Genomic DNA, 14,770 nt, shown 5'->3' with positions numbered 1-14,770 from the left:
CCGCGCAAGAGGGCAAATGCTGGCTTTGCCGTGTCGATTTGCCTAATTTCTGGGCGTTTGCCGCGAATTAGCACGAAGTGGGCAGCCTGTCGCGTTGCCGGGCCCCGATGACGGGGCTATGTGATGGCCAGACTGCAAACAAAAACAGCGAATTCGTGACCCTTTGACATCGCTCCTCCCATTGACCGTTGCCGGAGATGATCGGCTTGCGCCCGTCGCGCTGGCGCCGCTGGCGGGAATCACAGATCTGCCATTCCGGCAACTGGTTGCCGGATTCGGCGTGGGCTGGGTCGTGTCGGAAATGGTCGCCAGCCAGGAGATGGTTCAGGCCCGCCCCGGCACCCGCGCGAAAGCCGAACTGGGTCTGGGCGAGGCCGCGACGGCCGTGCAGCTTGCTGGGCGAGAGGCCTACTGGATGGCAGAAGCCGCGCGGATGGTGGCCGACAATGGTGCGCAGCTGATCGACATCAACATGGGCTGCCCGTCGAAGATGGTCACGAACGGCTGGTCCGGCTCGGCCCTGATGCGTGATCCCGACCACGCGCTGCGTTTGATCGAAGCGGTGGTGGGCGCCGTCGATGTGCCTGTTACACTGAAGACCCGTCTGGGCTGGGACGACGGGATGCTGAACGCACCTCAGATTGCCCGCCGGGCCGAGGGCGCAGGCGTGCGCCTGATCACCATTCACGGCCGCACCCGTTGCCAGTTCTACAAGGGGCAGGCCGACTGGGCCGCGATCCGGGCCGTGAAGGACGCGGTGACGATTCCGGTCGTGGCCAATGGCGATATCGTGGACGTTGCAGCGGCGGCGCGCGCGCTGGCAGCTTCGGGTGCGGACGGCGTCATGATCGGCCGGGCGGCCCGCGGGCAGCCATGGTTGCCTGCGCAAGTTCTGGCCGGGCTGACAGGTGTGCCCGCGCCCCAGGTGCCCACAGGGGCAGGGCTCGCCGCGATGGTGGCGGGCCATTACGAGGCGATGCTGAGCTTCTACGGGGCGCAGCTGGGCAACAAGGTCGCCCGAAAGCACCTTGGCTGGTACATGGACACCGCTGGAACGGACCGTGCCTTGCGTGGTGCAATCCTGCGCGAAGAGAGCCCCGTAAGGGTCTTGCGCCTGCTGCCCACCGCCCTTGCCGCGCGGGAAAGGGCCGCCGCATGATCCGCGATACGGCGCTCTGGAATTCGCTGCCGGTGCCGGCGCTGCTGGTTGGCCCCGACGACATGATCGTCGATTGTAACCCTGCCGCCGAAGCGTTTCTGAATCTCGCTTCGCGCACCCTGATCGGCGCGAACCTCTGGCAACGGGTGACGTTCAACACCCCGCTGGAACCCGCCTTTGCCCGGGCCCGGGACCACGATTCCTCGCTCTTCGTCAATGATGTGGACGTGGGCATCGGCGACAAGCCACGTTGGCAGTGCAACCTTCAGGTCTCGCCCCTGCAGGGGTCCGAAGGGCAGATGCTGGTCATGATCTCGCCGCGTGACGTGGCCAGCCGGATGACCCAGCACATGCAGTCTGGCCGGGCGGTGAAATCGGCGATCGGCATGGCCGAGATGTTGGCGCACGAAATCAAGAACCCGCTGGCAGGCATCACCGGGGCGGCGCAACTGCTGTCGATGGGCCTTTCGCCCGATGACCAGGAGCTGACAGATCTGATCGTGGCCGAGACCCGGCGCATCGTGAAGTTGCTGGAACAGGTCGAACAGTTCGGAAACCTGCAACCGCCCAGCCTGAAACCGGTCAACATCCACGATGTGTTGGACCGCGCGCGGCAATCGGCCTCGGTCGGTTTCGGGGCGCACATGATGTTCATCGAGGATTACGATCCGTCGCTGCCGCCGACGCTGGCCGATGCCGACCAGTTGCTTCAGGTGTTCCTCAACCTTCTCAAGAATGCCTCCGAGGCGGGCCAACCGGGCGGTGTGATCCGCCTGCGCACCTTCTACGACAGCGCGCTGCGCCTGCGCCGCCCTGATGGCAGCCATGCCCGCCTGCCGCTGCAGATCGAGATTATCGATGACGGCCCGGGTCTGCCCGCCGACATCGCCGCCGATGTGTTCGAGCCGTTCGTCTCCGGGCGGGAAAATGGCACGGGCCTTGGCCTGGCGCTCGTGTCCAAACTGGTTTCGGACGTGGGCGGTTGGATCTCTGTCGATTCCGCCCCGGGCCGAACCGCCTTTCGTATTTCGCTGCCGCGCGCGCCGCAGGAACCCGATCCCGATACCGCCGCCCCATCAGGAGGAAAATGACATGGACGGAACCGTCCTGGTTGCCGATGACGACCGCACCATTCGCACCGTATTGACACAGGCGCTGACGCGGGCGGGCTGCAAGGTCCATGCCACGTCCAGCCTTGTGACGCTGATGCGCTGGGTGGAGGAGGGCAAGGGCGACCTGGTGATTTCGGACGTGGTGATGCCTGACGGCAATGGCCTTGACCAATTGCCGCAGATCACCGCGCTGCGTCCCGGCATGCCGGTGATCGTCATCTCGGCGCAGAACACGATCATGACCGCGATCAAAGCGGCCGAGAAGGAGGCGTTCGACTATCTGCCCAAACCCTTCGACCTTCCCGACCTGATGAAGCGCGCCGCCCGCGCGCTGGAGGTCAAGCGGCGCACGCCCACGCAGCGTGCCGAGGCAAGCGAAAAGGCGGGCGATCTGCCGCTGGTCGGCCGCACACCGGGAATGCAGACGCTTTACCGGCTTGTCGCGCGGGTGATGAATACCGCGCTGCCGGTGCTGGTGACCGGGGAAAGCGGCACCGGCAAGTCGCTCATCGCGCGGGCGATCCATGACTTTTCAGACCGCAGGACGCTGCCGTTCGTCGTCGTGACAGAAGCCGATCTGCAGGGGATGGAGGGGCCCGCCAACGTGCTGGCCCGGGTGCGCGGCGGTTCGCTGCTTTTCGATGAAGTCAGTGATTTCAGTGACGAGGCGCAGGCGCGGCTGGTGCGGATGCTTGACAGTCTTGGCGATTCCGCGCCCCGGGTGATGTCCACATCGCGTGCCGATCTGTCGGCGCTGATGGAAGAGGGCGGGTTCCGCGAGGATCTTTATTACCGTCTTGCCGGGGTCACATTGGCGGTGCCGGCGCTGCGTGAACGGGTCGAGGATATCCCGCTTCTGGCCGAGCATTTCCTGCAACGGGCCGAGCGGGACGGCCTGCCACTGCGGCGTCTTGGTGGCGGCGCGCTGGATCTGGCACGCAGCTACAGCTGGCCGGGCAACGTCCGGCAACTTGAGAACGCGATCCGCCGTCTGGTTGTCACCGCCAGCGAAGAGGACATCAGCCGCACCGAGATGGAGATGATCCTCAGCAACCAGCCAGCGATGGAGCCGCTGCGTTCGGGTGGCGAGGGCGACAAGCTGTCGGCTTCGGTCGGCAAGCATCTGCGCCGCTATTTCGACCTGCACGGGGGCGTGCTGCCGCCGCCCGGCCTGTACCAGCGCATCCTGCGCGAGGTTGAATTACCGCTGATTACCATCGCGCTGGAGGCCACCGGCGGCAACCAGGCCAAGTGCGCCGATTTGCTGGGCATCAACCGCAATACGCTGCGCAAGAAGGTGACCGATCTGGATATCCGCGTGACACGGCGCCGCAAGTTGATGTAAAACCGCCACAGGTCCGTGGCCGCAGAGTCGCATATTCGACTTGCGGGACCGGGGAGAGTGACGCGGACGCCTTGGTGCGCGCCGCGCGGGGGTAATCGGGCGTGCAGCGAAACGTTTCGGGCCTGCTGATGGATCGGCTCAGCCGCCTCCGGCGACTCAGGCGTTTCCAGAATGCGGCGACGCTGGGTCTGGTGCTGCTGGGCCCCATACTGGCGGCCGTCACCTTTGTCGTGCTGGGGCCGCTGGGGCAGGGCGCCAGCGCACCGTCCCTGCGCATGGTGCTGCTGGCGGACATGGTCTATATCCTTGTCGTTGCGGCGCTGGTGATGCAGCGCGTCGCGCAGATGATCGCCGCACGGCGGGCCAAGTCGGCCGGATCACGCTTGCACTTGCGGCTGACGGGTGTTTTCGCGCTGCTGGCGCTGATCCCCACCGTACTGGTCGCCGTCTTTGCCGTGCTGACCGTCAACGTGGGGCTGGAGGGCTGGTTCTCGGACCGGGTGCGCAACGTGGTGGGCACATCGCTCGCGGCAGCGCAGGCCTATGAGGACGAACACCGTGCCGAATTGACCCGCGATGGCAAGTCGCTGGCCGACTATCTCGACGCCAAGCGGCGGGCCTCGATCTTCATGGATGATGGCGAGATTCGCATTGCCTTGGGCCAGGTTCAGGCACAGATCGAACGCGGCTTGACCGAGGCCTTCGTCATCGACGGCACCGGGCAGATCCGCGCGCGCGGGGCGCGATCTTACGAATTCGACTACGAACAGCCGACCGAGGCGCAGATTGCGCAGTCCCGCAAAGACGGCATCACCATCATCGAGGATTGGCCCAACAACGAATTCCGCGCGCTGATCCCGCTGGATGCCTTCACCGATCGCTACCTCTTCGTGACCCGCGCCGTCGATGGTTCGATCCTGTCGCTGCTCGATAATACCAAGCAGACGGTCGCGCTGTACCAGCAACTTGAACATGACCGCGGGCGCATCCTGTTCGAGTTCGGGCTGATATATCTCGGTTTCGCCGTCATCCTGATCCTTGCGGCGATCTGGCTTGGCCTGTGGTTTGCCGAGCGGTTGTCGGGCCCGGTGGGTCGGCTTGTTTCGGCCTCGCAGGAGGTGGGCAAGGGCGATCTGGACGTGCGGGTGATCGAGGATGAAGGTGACGATGAGATTGCCCTTTTGGGACGTTATTTCAACCAGATGACGGCGCAACTTAAAGTTCAGCGCGCAACCCTGCTGGAAAATACCGAGCAGATCGAGCGCCGCCGCAGGCTGTTCGATTCAGTGTTGGGATCGGTGACGTCGGGGGTTCTGGGCCTTGATGGCGACGGGCGCATCAGCTTCGTCAACCGCTCTGCAGAGGCGATGCTGGGGCTGGATGACGCGCAAGAGGGCCGGGCACTATCATCCTCTGTCCCCGAATTCGCGCCGCTTTTTGCGCAAATGCAGGCCGAGGGACGCGCGATCGCGCAGGCGCAGGTCAACCTTGTGCGCGGTGGCAAGCAAGAGACGCTGCTGGTCCGTATCGCCACACGCCAAAGCCGTGAAGGCACGCTGGAAGGCTTCGTGGTGGCCTTTGACGACGTCACCGATCTTGTCAGCGCGCAGCGCATGGCGGCATGGGGCGACGTGGCGCGCCGCATCGCGCATGAAATCAAGAACCCGCTGACCCCGATCCAGCTTTCGGCCGAGAGGATCAAACGCAAGTTCGTACCGCGGCTTGGCGACGAGGCATCGGACCTTGAGCAGATGACGGACGTGATCGTGCGCCAGACCGGCGATCTGCGCCGCATCGTTGACGAGTTTTCCAAGTTTGCCCGCATGCCCGAGCCAGAGCGCAGCCCGCAGGATCTGGCCGCGCTGGTGCGCGATGCGGTGACGTTGCAAGAGGCGGGCCAGCCCGGCGTTCGCATTGTGGCCGACCTTGATCGGGGGCCGATGATGGCCGAGATCGACGCCACCATGATCTCGCAGGCGCTGACGAACCTGATCAAGAATGCCGGCGAGGCGATCGAGACACTGGTCGACAGTGCTGCCGCGCCCGAGGGCCTTGTCCCTGAAATTCGCGTGGGGCTGGAGCGCCATGACGGCACCGCGCGCATCACGGTGGCCGATAACGGCATCGGCCTGCCACAAGATCGCCAACGCTTGTTTGAACCCTACGTCACCACCCGGGACAAGGGCACCGGGCTTGGCCTGCCGATCGTCAAGAAGATCATCGAGGAGCACGGCGGCACCCTGCAGCTTGTCGACGCTGCACCCTTTTCCCCCGACGCGCGGGCCGGCGCGATGGCGGTGATAGAGCTACCGGTCATTCCGCAGGTGGCGCAGACCGCACAGATTTCAGCGTAAGGACGAGACAATGGGCGATATCCTGATCACCGACGACGAACGCGACATTCGCGAACTGATCTCGGACATCCTCAAGGACGAGGGCTTTACCACCCGGCTGGCAGGCACATCCGAGCAGTGCATGGCCGAAATCGCGCGCGAGCGTCCCGCGTTGATGATCCTTGATATCTGGCTGAAGGATTCCGCGATGGACGGGATCGACATTCTCAAGACCGTCAAGCGCGAACATCCCGAGATTCCGATCGTCATCATCTCCGGCCACGGCAATATCGAGATCGCCGTCGCCGCGATCAAGCAGGGCGCCTACGACTTCATCGAAAAGCCGTTCAATATCGACCAGTTGATGGTGGTGATCCGCCGCGCGATGGAGGCCTCTCGCTTGCGGCGCGAGAACCTCGAACTGCGCCGCGGCGAGGCCGCCACCGGCGAGATGCTGGGCGAAAGCGCGGCCTTCCGCGCGCTCAAATCGCAGCTCGACAAGGTCACGCGGTCGAACGGACGAGTGATGCTGGCCGGCCCGCCCGGCTCGGGCAAGGAAACCGCCGCCCGCTATATTCACGCCCATTCGACGCGGTCGGAATCGCCCTTTGTTACCGTCAGTTCCGCCTCGGTAGAGCCTGAACGGATGGAAGAGGTGTTGTTTGGCCGTGAGGGCGCCGACAGGGGTGTCGAGAAAGGCCTGTTGGAGCAGGCCAACGGCGGCGTGATCTATTTCGACGAGGTCGCAGATATGCCGCTTGGCACCCAATCCAAAATCCTGAGGGTGCTTGTCGATCAGCAGTTTCAGCGTGTTGGAGGCACTGCAAAGGTACAGGTGGACCTGCGCGTTATTTCCTCGACAACCCGGGACCTTGGCGAAGAAATTGCCCAGGGCCGTTTTCGGCAGGAACTGTTTCATCGCCTTAACGTGGTGCCCATCGCGGTGCCCAGCCTTGAGGAGCGACGCGAGGACATCCCGCTTCTGGCCGAGCATTTCATCGGCATGTTCAACCGCACGCAGGGGTTGCCGCTGCGCCGGCTGGCCGACGATGCCCGCGCCCTTTTGCAGACAATGCTTTGGCCCGGCAACGTGCGCCAGTTGCGCAACGTGATGGAGCGCATCCTGATCCTTGGCGAAGCGGGCGGTGACATCGCTGCGCGCGAATTGCCCAGTGCCGACGAGACCGGGCCCGAGGAAGGGCGCATCGTGCTGTCGGGGGGGCTGGCCACGCTGCCCCTGCGCGAGGCGCGCGAGTTGTTCGAGAGGGAATACCTGCTGACGCAGATCAACCGTTTCGGCGGCAATATCAGCAGGACAGCGGCCTTCGTGGGCATGGAACGTTCGGCGCTGCACCGCAAGCTGAAAAGCCTAGGCGTGGTCACCACGTCGAAGGCCGGCGGTCGTGTTGCCTATGTCGACGAAGACTGAGCGTTGACCGTGTCTGCGCCCTCTGTCACGACGAGGCCCTGAGACAGCGGGAGTGCGGGCATGAAGGTGATCATCTGCGGTGCGGGGCAGGTGGGCTGGCAAATCGCCCGGCACCTGTCGGGCGAACGCAACGACGTGACAATCGTCGACAACAATGCCGATCTTGTCCGTCGCGCGACCGAGACGCTGGACGTGCAGGGCGTCACCGGGCATGCCAGCTATCCGGACGTGCTGGAACGCGCCGGCGCACGCGACGCCGACATGATCATTGCCGCAACCTATTCGGACGAGGTGAACATGGTCACCTGTCAGGTCGCGCATTCTGTTTTTGACATCCAGCGCAAGATCGCCCGGCTGCGCGCGCAAAGCTATCTGACCGCGATCTATTCCGATCTTTATCGGCGCGATCACCTGCCCATCGACGTGGTGATCAGCCCAGAGCGCGAGGTGGCCGATGCGGCGCTGCAACGGCTTGCCGCACCCTCGGCCTTCGACACCGAGAGTTTTCTTGGCGGGCGGGGTCAGCTTCTGGGGATCACGATCGATGGCGACTGCCCGGTCATCAATACGCCGCTGCGGCAGTTGACCGATCTCTTCTCGACGCTGCGCGCCATTGTCGTGGGTATCCGGCGCGATGGGGTGCTGTTTGCGCCCGCACCGGGCGATCAGATCTTTGCCGGCGACGATTGTTATGTCTTCTCGGACGTCATCGACACGGCGCGCACGCTGGAGATTTTCGGCAAAACCGATCTCAAGCAGGAGCGTGTGGTCATCATCGGCGGCGGCAATGTGGGCCTTGCCGTGGCTCGCGCGCTGGAACGGCGCGGCGACCGGGTGCGTGTGCGGGTGATCGAGCGCAATCGTGCGATCGCCGAGCGCGCGGCCGAGGCGCTGGACCGGACGATCGTGCTGAACGGCGACGGGATGGATTCGGCGCTTCTGGAAGAGGCGAATATCGGCCAGACCGATGCCATCCTTTGCGTCACCGACGACGACAAGACCAACCTTCTTGTTTCGGTCAGGGCCAAGGCGATGGGGTGTCCGATGGCGATCTGCCTTGTCAACGATCCCAGCCTTGTGCCGCTGATGGGGCCGATGAACATCGACGCCTACATCAACCCGCGCGCCACGACCGTTAGTTCCATCCTGCGCCATATCCGCCATGGCCGCGTGCGCGCCGTCTATTCCATCGGCGATGCCGAGGCCGAGATGATCGAGGCGCAGGTGTTGGGCACTTCGCCCATGGCGGGCAAGAAGATCCGCGACATCACCTTCCCCGAGGGCGTGCTGATCGGTGGCGTGATGAAGGGCGAAAAGCTGGTCAAACCCACTGGCGAGACGCGCATTGACGCGGGCGACGTCGTGGCCATCTTTTCGATGGCGGCCGACGTGCCGGCGGTCGAGCAACTGTTGCAGGTCTCGATCGACTTCTTCTGACGCCGTAGCACGCTGTTTTTTGTCTGGAATCCCGTTTCGGCCCGCGACATACTGGCCCGGATGAATGACAACGGCCGGTCAGCGGTCGCAAGAACAAGGGACGGAATTCCATGGCGGCCGACAAACAGAATCTGCAGGATGCATTCCTCAACCATGTCCGCAAGACGAAGGTTCCGGTAACGATCTTTCTCATCAACGGCGTGAAGCTGCAGGGGGTGATCACCTGGTTCGACAGCTTCTGCGTGCTTTTGCGCCGCGACGGGCAATCGCAGCTTGTCTACAAGAGCGCGATTTCCACGATCATGCCTGCGCAACCGATCAGCCTTTACGAGGGCGAAGAGTAATCCTTGATGGATCATGATAGGCCCGCAACACGGGCCTGGGTGCTGCACCCGGACATCAAGACCGACCGTCACCGCCGCGAATCTGTCGCGGCGCTTGAAGAAGCTGTGGGGTTGGCGGCCGCGTTGCCGGGGCTTGAGGTTGTCGGGGCAGGGCAGGTGCGGCTGTCTTCCGTTCATCCCGGCATGCTGTTCGGCAAGGGCAAGATTGCCGAGCTGAAGCAGAAATTCGCCGATGAGAAGGTTGAACTGGTGCTTGTCGATGGCCCCGTCGGGCCGGTGCAGCAGCGCAATCTTGAAAAGGAATGGGGCGTCAAGCTGCTCGACCGAACCGGGTTGATCCTCGAGATCTTCAGCGATCGGGCGCGCACCAACGAAGGCGTGCTGCAGGTGGAAATGGCGGCGCTGAGCTACCAGCGCACGCGGCTGGTGCGGGCCTGGACCCACCTTGAACGGCAGCGTGGTGGGCTTGGCTTTGTGGGCGGGCCCGGCGAGACGCAGATCGAGGCGGACCGGCGCGCCATCGACGAACAACTGATCAAGCTGAAGGAAAAGCTCGACAAGGTGGTCAGGACCCGCGCGCTGCATCGCGCGGCGCGGGCCAAGGTGCCCTATCCGATCGTGGCGCTGGTGGGCTACACCAACGCTGGCAAATCGACGCTGTTCAATCGACTGACCGGGGCCGAGGTGCTGGTCAAGGACATGCTTTTCGCGACGCTTGATCCGACGATGCGGCGAGTGGTGCTGCCCGCGGGCGACGAGGTGATCCTGTCCGATACCGTCGGCTTCATATCGGACCTGCCGACCGAACTGGTTGCCGCGTTCCGCGCGACGCTGGAAGAGGTGCTGGATGCCGACCTGATCGTGCATGTACGCGATATCAGCCATCCACAATCCGAGGCGCAAGCGCGCGACGTGATGGAGATCCTGCACGGGCTGGGCGTGTCCGAGACGGCGCCGCTGATCGAGGTCTGGAACAAGATCGACTTGTTGGAAGGCGAGGCGCGCGCCGCGGTCGAGCGGCAGTCCGACCGCACCAAGGGGCTGTTTGCCGTGTCGGCCATTGAGGGCCAGGGCATTGACGCCTTGCTGGACGCCATTGCCGAGGCCGTCCGCGCGCCGCAAACAACCGAAGTGCTGGACTTGCCCTTTGCGGCGGGCCGGGCGCGGGCATGGTTGCATAACGAGGGTGTCGTGGACGCCGAAGAGCAGACCGATACCGGCAGTCGCCTGACGGTGACGTGGACGGCCATCCAGAAGGCCCGTTTCGCCAACTTGCAAACCTGACGCAGGCGGGCCCGCAGCAATGGCAATCAGGCCGCGACGGGCGACAGACCCGGTTGCCAGACAACCAGCCGCGCGCGCCCTGTTTCCTTGGCGTGGTAAAGCGCGTCATCGGCTAGGCGCAGGATCTGGTCAAACCCGCTGGCCCGCGTAATTTCGGCCGCGCCGATCGACATCGTCAGGCTAACCGCGCCCGCCGGCGGGCCAAGGTCCACCTCGATCGCCTCGACCAGCCGCTGACCGATTTCTACCGCGTCACGCAACGGGGCGCCCGGCAGAAAGGCCGCGAATTCCTCGCCGCCCACGCGGCCGACGATGTCGCCTTGACGCAGCACCGTGCGGATCCGCGCGGCCATTGCCTGCAGACAGAGATCACCCACCGCGTGGCCGTGACTGTCATTGATGCGCTTGAAGTAATCGGCATCAATCAGGAACACGACGCCGCGCGGGCTTTGCAGACTGGCCCTTTGCGAATGTTCGAAGAACGCGCGGCGGTTGGGCAGGCCCGTCAGCATGTCTGTCATCGCAAGGTCGGCCAGTTGCCGCTGCATGCTGCGCATCTGGGTGACGACGTAAAAGATCAACGCCATGAAGGGCAATGTCGTCAGCGAGGTAATCAGCAGGTTGCTTAGCGGCGCGTGAAGCGTGCCGGTCAGGGCAAATTCGGTGCCATAGGCGACGCCGTTGACCAATCCCAGAAACAGCCCGCCCTTGCGCAGGAAATCGCCCATGCCCCCGATGGCCATGGTCGCGATCAGAAAGGACTGAAGTCCGGGCGGAATCTGCATGCCCGGATCGTCCATCCGATGGGTTGAGATGCCGTTAACGCCGGCTATTGCGGTGAAAGCTCGGTAATCCCCACCGCCGCTGCCCTTGCAAGGCCCGGATCCAGTGACATCGGGATATACTCCCCTCGCCGCCACAACTCGCCCAGATCGTCGTAATGCTGTGACAGTGGGTTGCCCGATTGCCCGGTCGAGATGATGAAGACCGAACTGTCAGGATCGGCGAAATCGTAGACCCCGCGATAGCCCGCCGCGTGGACGTTGGCGAAGGGCGTGGGATCGACGCCAGAGGTCTGCCCCCGCATCAGCGTGTTGTCGCCGCCGCTGGTGGATTGCCGGATGTTGACGAACCACGACAGGATCGGCGTCTTGCCCAACACAGGGTGGTCCTGCATCGCCTGGTGCGCATCGCCCCAGCGCAGCGATTCCAGCGAGCCTGCGTAATGCGCGTGGATCCAGACCAGCGCATCGTCCAGCGCCAGCCGGGCGATGTCGGTGCAGCTTTCGACCGGGGCCGATTGCACCACGTCGCACCACGCGCCCGCGCCGTCGATGTTGCGGAACACGCGCTCGATGAACACAGGGTCGACATGGGTAAAACGGTCGGCCAGGGGGCCCAGCTCGTCGCGGATCAGCCGGTCCTGCAGCGCGCGCAGCCATGCCGCGTAGATCAGCGGCTCGGGCAGATGCTCGTTCATCTCGCCGTTCCACGCGGCCAGCAGTTTCAGCGCCTTCTGCCGGTCGGCCTCGGGCGTGCCGTCCGGCGCGGCATCGCCGGTGAACCACAGGTTCGCCCCGATCAACGGCAGAAGCGAACGCGCGGTGAAGCTGACGGTATCCAGCTGCGCCTCGATGAAACTTTCGCGGGTGTGGACCTGCCGGGTCTGCATCAGTTTGGTCAGGCGGTGGATGCGTTGCGTGTCGCCCCACCAGAACGACACGTTGTCGGGAAAGGGGCGGTCCACGATCTTGTTGTTTGTATTGGCAACGATCCCGCCGGCGGGGTTCACGAATTCCGGGTTGTCGGCATAGGGCAACATGCCCTGCCACTGGTTGCGCGACAGGTAGCCAAGCGTCGGCAGGCGGCCTTGGCTGTCATTGGCCGGGTCGCGCGCGGGCATCGATCCGATCAGCTTCAGCCCGATATTGTTGCGATCGGCCAATGTCAGGTTCAGCGCAGGTGCGATGAAGGTCTTGCCGGCCTCGATCGCTGCGCGCACGGAATGAGACCGCATGATCGCCATCGCCGCGCTCATAGAGGTGTCGGCGCCGCTTAGCGCGGTCCAGCTGAGCGAGGTGACATCACCCTGCGGTGTGATCGAGCCCAGCTGGAAACTGCCGGGCGGCAGGACCGGGCCGTTCTGCGTCCAGCGCAGTTTCAGCGTGACCGCCGGCGCGCCCTTGATCGTGACGATGCTGTCCTTGGTGGTGAAATGGGCCCAGCCATCAGCGGTGCGATACTGCGTTGGATCGTCTGGTTTTACCTCTTCCACATGTACGTCCTGATCGTCGAGGTAGGACGCGGTAACGCCCCAGCCAAGGTCGCTGCTGCGCCCCGACAGGATCAGCGGCATACCCGGGATCGTGCCGCCGATCACACCGCCATCGGCCAGTTCGATCCGTGCCAGATACCAGATCGACGGCGCGGTCAGGTCCAGATGCGGGTCGTTGGCCAGCAAGGTTGATCCGGTTGCCGAACGCGACGGAGCGGCAGCCCAGGCGTTTGACGCCCCCGACAAGTCCATCGGTTGGACCGGATCAAGCGGGTCACGCGGGCCGGTCGATGTGGCCGCGTAGCGCAGGTTCGAGGTGCCGGGGACAAGCGAGGCATATTCCGGCAGGGCCGCAATCGCATCCCCCGGTGCATCCGGCATGATGTCGCGCAGCCTGTCGGGGCTGAGCACAAGCGACAACTGCGCGCGCAGCACTTCGTTCTGCATGTGGCCCGACAGTTGCAGCGCGATCAGTTTGAGGATCGCCAGCGAATCGGCCGGCTCCCACGGGGCGATGGGCTGGTTGAACAGCCACATCTCCGGCGCGCCACGGCCAAGCGCCCCCTTGTTCACCTCGGCGATCCACGCATTCACGCCGGCGGCATAGGCGGTCAGCGCCGCCTTGGTGTAGCTGTCCTGCGAGGCGACCGAACTGACGGCAAGGTCGTAAAGGCCCAGCCGGCGCATCGTTTCGTCGATCTTCAGGGTGCGCGGCCCGAAAAGCTCTGACAGGCGGCCCTGCGCGGTGCGGCGCAGCATCGTCATTTGCCACAGCCTGTCTTGGGCATGCACGAAGCCAAGCCCGAAAAAGCTGTCGGTGTCGGTCTTGCCAAAGATGTGCGGCACGTCGGCATGGTCGCGCACGATCTCAAGCGGGGCGGTGATTCCGGCGACCTGGTAATGCGCGTTGTAGTCGGGGACCGAACGGGTCACGAAGTAGTAGATCAACCCGACGGCCGCTACCAACAGCACGATCAAGCCGGCCGCAATCCGCAACAGCCATCGGAACAGTCGGGTCATCTTGCGCCTTCTTGGGGTCCCGTCACAGTTGACGGGATCGGGTGAACGGTTAGGTATCGGTAGCCGTTTTAATGACAAGGCGCGAGGGGGCAAGCAGATGGCAAAGGTCGCATTTCTGGGAATTGGCGTGATGGGGGGGCCGATGGCCGGCCACCTTGTGAAGGCCGGGCATGACGTCACGGTTTATAACCGCACCGCCGCCCGGGCCGAGGCGTGGGTTGCCAAGCACGGTGGCAAGGCAGCGCCAACGCCCGCCGCCGCCGCGCAGGGGGCCGAATTCGTGCTGGCCTGTGTCGGCAATGACGATGACCTGCGCGCGGTCTGTACCGGGCCCGATGGCGCCTTCGCCGCCATGGCGCGCGGTACCGTTTTCATCGACCACACCACCGTCTCTGCCGCGGTCACGCGCGAGCTTTTCGCCGCGGCCAACGCGGCGCAGATCAGCTTCGTCGATGCGCCTGTTTCCGGTGGTCAGGCGGGGGCGGAGAATGGCCAGCTTTCGGTGATGTGCGGAGGAGATGCCGGGGCCTATGCGCGCGCCGAGCCAATCATCGCGGCCTATGCCAAGATCTGCCGCCGGCTGGGCGACAGCGGCGCGGGCCAGCTGACCAAGATGTGCAACCAGATCGCCATCGCGGGCCTCGTGCAGGGCCTGTCGGAATCGCTGCATTTCGCAGAGCATGCAGGGCTGGACGTCGCCGCCGTGGTCGAAGTGATCAGCCAGGGCGCCGCAGGAAGCTGGCAGATGTCGAACCGCTACCAGACGATGATCGAAGATCATTTCGAACACGGCTTTGCGGTGGACTGGATGCGCAAGGATCTGGGTATCTGCCTTGCCGCTGCCAACGAAAATGGGGCCAGCCTGCCGGTGACGGCGCTGGTCGATCAGTTCTACAAGGACGTGCAAAAGCTGGGCGGCGGCCGCTGGGATACCTCGTCGCTGATCAAGCGTTTGCGGGCGCTGGACGGGGCCTAGGCCCCCGGTAGACTGCCGGGCGCCGACAAGCGCCACACAGGAAAAACTTTGAGGCC

General features: G+C 64.4%; 11 protein-coding genes. 9 read left to right on the top strand and 2 right to left on the bottom strand.

Features of this window, described 5'->3' with window-relative positions; translation table 11 throughout:
* Positions 1–181 precede the first annotated feature (181 nt).
* The 8 genes from dusB to hflX all read left to right on the top strand — a co-directional run bounded on the left by dusB (position 182) and on the right by hflX (position 10,443).
* Entirely contained in the window at positions 182–1,159 is a 978-nt protein-coding gene (gene dusB / locus GC146_RS12995; RefSeq protein WP_291839284.1) for a tRNA dihydrouridine synthase DusB, read from the top strand.
* Positions 1,156–2,250 (top strand): ATP-binding protein, encoded by a 1,095-nt coding sequence (locus GC146_RS12990; RefSeq protein ID WP_291839281.1) that lies wholly within the window; start codon positions 1,156–1,158, stop codon positions 2,248–2,250. Before dusB ends, GC146_RS12990 begins: the two co-directional genes overlap by 4 nt.
* A 1-nt stretch (position 2,251) precedes the next feature.
* A complete protein-coding gene (locus tag GC146_RS12985) occupies positions 2,252–3,616 on the top strand; it encodes a response regulator (protein ID WP_291839277.1) in 1,365 nt (454 codons plus the stop codon).
* Between the two features lie 128 nt (positions 3,617–3,744).
* Positions 3,745–5,970, top strand: coding sequence for a PAS domain-containing sensor histidine kinase (locus tag GC146_RS12980; RefSeq protein ID WP_291840724.1), 2,226 nt, complete (start codon positions 3,745–3,747; stop codon positions 5,968–5,970).
* A 10-nt stretch (positions 5,971–5,980) separates the two neighbouring features.
* Entirely contained in the window at positions 5,981–7,378 is a 1,398-nt protein-coding gene (locus GC146_RS12975; RefSeq protein WP_291839274.1) for a sigma-54 dependent transcriptional regulator, read from the top strand.
* 60 nt (positions 7,379–7,438) lie between these two features.
* The gene (trkA, locus tag GC146_RS12970) at positions 7,439–8,815 is read left to right on the top strand and encodes a Trk system potassium transporter TrkA (protein ID WP_291839271.1); all 1,377 of its coding nucleotides are present in this window, start codon (positions 7,439–7,441) and stop codon (positions 8,813–8,815) included.
* A 110-nt stretch (positions 8,816–8,925) separates the two neighbouring features.
* Positions 8,926–9,159 (top strand): RNA chaperone Hfq, encoded by a 234-nt coding sequence (gene hfq / locus GC146_RS12965; RefSeq protein WP_291839268.1) that lies wholly within the window; start codon positions 8,926–8,928, stop codon positions 9,157–9,159.
* A gap of 6 nt (positions 9,160–9,165) precedes the next feature.
* Positions 9,166–10,443: a GTPase HflX gene (hflX, locus tag GC146_RS12960; RefSeq protein ID WP_291839266.1), complete on the top strand. Its 1,278-nt coding sequence runs from the start codon at positions 9,166–9,168 to the stop codon at positions 10,441–10,443.
* Positions 10,444–10,469: 26 nt separating this feature from the next.
* On the opposite strand, the gene GC146_RS12955 is transcribed toward hflX, so the two are convergent.
* The gene (locus GC146_RS12955; protein ID WP_291839264.1) at positions 10,470–11,228 is read right to left on the bottom strand and encodes a GGDEF domain-containing protein; all 759 of its coding nucleotides are present in this window, start codon (positions 11,226–11,228) and stop codon (positions 10,470–10,472) included.
* 44 nt (positions 11,229–11,272) lie between these two features.
* Positions 11,273–13,738, bottom strand: coding sequence for a penicillin acylase family protein (locus tag GC146_RS12950; RefSeq protein WP_291839261.1), 2,466 nt, complete (start codon positions 13,736–13,738; stop codon positions 11,273–11,275).
* A gap of 97 nt (positions 13,739–13,835) precedes the next feature.
* On the opposite strand from GC146_RS12950, the gene GC146_RS12945 reads away from it, so the two are divergent.
* Positions 13,836–14,714 carry an NAD(P)-dependent oxidoreductase gene (locus GC146_RS12945; RefSeq protein WP_291839257.1) on the top strand — a complete coding sequence of 293 codons (879 nt, stop codon included), beginning with the start codon at positions 13,836–13,838 and terminating at the stop codon, positions 14,712–14,714.
* The last annotated feature ends 56 nt before the right edge of the window (positions 14,715–14,770 follow it).

Origin of the sequence: Limimaricola sp., from assembly GCF_016125575.1 — a bacterium.
Classification (GTDB): domain Bacteria; phylum Pseudomonadota; class Alphaproteobacteria; order Rhodobacterales; family Rhodobacteraceae; genus WGLM01.
Note: the sequence above shows the minus strand (reverse complement) of the source record. Positions and strands in the feature narration are given on the sequence as shown.

Excerpts from the sequence above, each read along its gene's own strand:
- GC146_RS12990 (WP_291839281.1), top strand. The coding sequence starts at position 1,156 with ATGATCCGCGATACGGCGCTCTGGAATTCGCTGCCGGTGCCGGCGCTG.
- GC146_RS12985 (WP_291839277.1), top strand. The coding sequence starts at position 2,252 with ATGGACGGAACCGTCCTGGTTGCCGATGACGACCGCACCATTCGCACC.
- GC146_RS12980 (WP_291840724.1), top strand. The coding sequence starts at position 3,745 with ATGGATCGGCTCAGCCGCCTCCGGCGACTCAGGCGTTTCCAGAATGCG.
- GC146_RS12975 (WP_291839274.1), top strand. The coding sequence starts at position 5,981 with ATGGGCGATATCCTGATCACCGACGACGAACGCGACATTCGCGAACTG.
- trkA (WP_291839271.1), top strand. The coding sequence starts at position 7,439 with ATGAAGGTGATCATCTGCGGTGCGGGGCAGGTGGGCTGGCAAATCGCC.
- hfq (WP_291839268.1), top strand. The coding sequence starts at position 8,926 with ATGGCGGCCGACAAACAGAATCTGCAGGATGCATTCCTCAACCATGTC.
- hflX (WP_291839266.1), top strand. The coding sequence starts at position 9,166 with ATGGATCATGATAGGCCCGCAACACGGGCCTGGGTGCTGCACCCGGAC.
- GC146_RS12955 (WP_291839264.1), bottom strand. The coding sequence starts at position 11,228 with ATGCAGATTCCGCCCGGACTTCAGTCCTTTCTGATCGCGACCATGGCC.
- GC146_RS12950 (WP_291839261.1), bottom strand. The coding sequence starts at position 13,738 with ATGACCCGACTGTTCCGATGGCTGTTGCGGATTGCGGCCGGCTTGATC.
- GC146_RS12945 (WP_291839257.1), top strand. The coding sequence starts at position 13,836 with ATGGCAAAGGTCGCATTTCTGGGAATTGGCGTGATGGGGGGGCCGATG.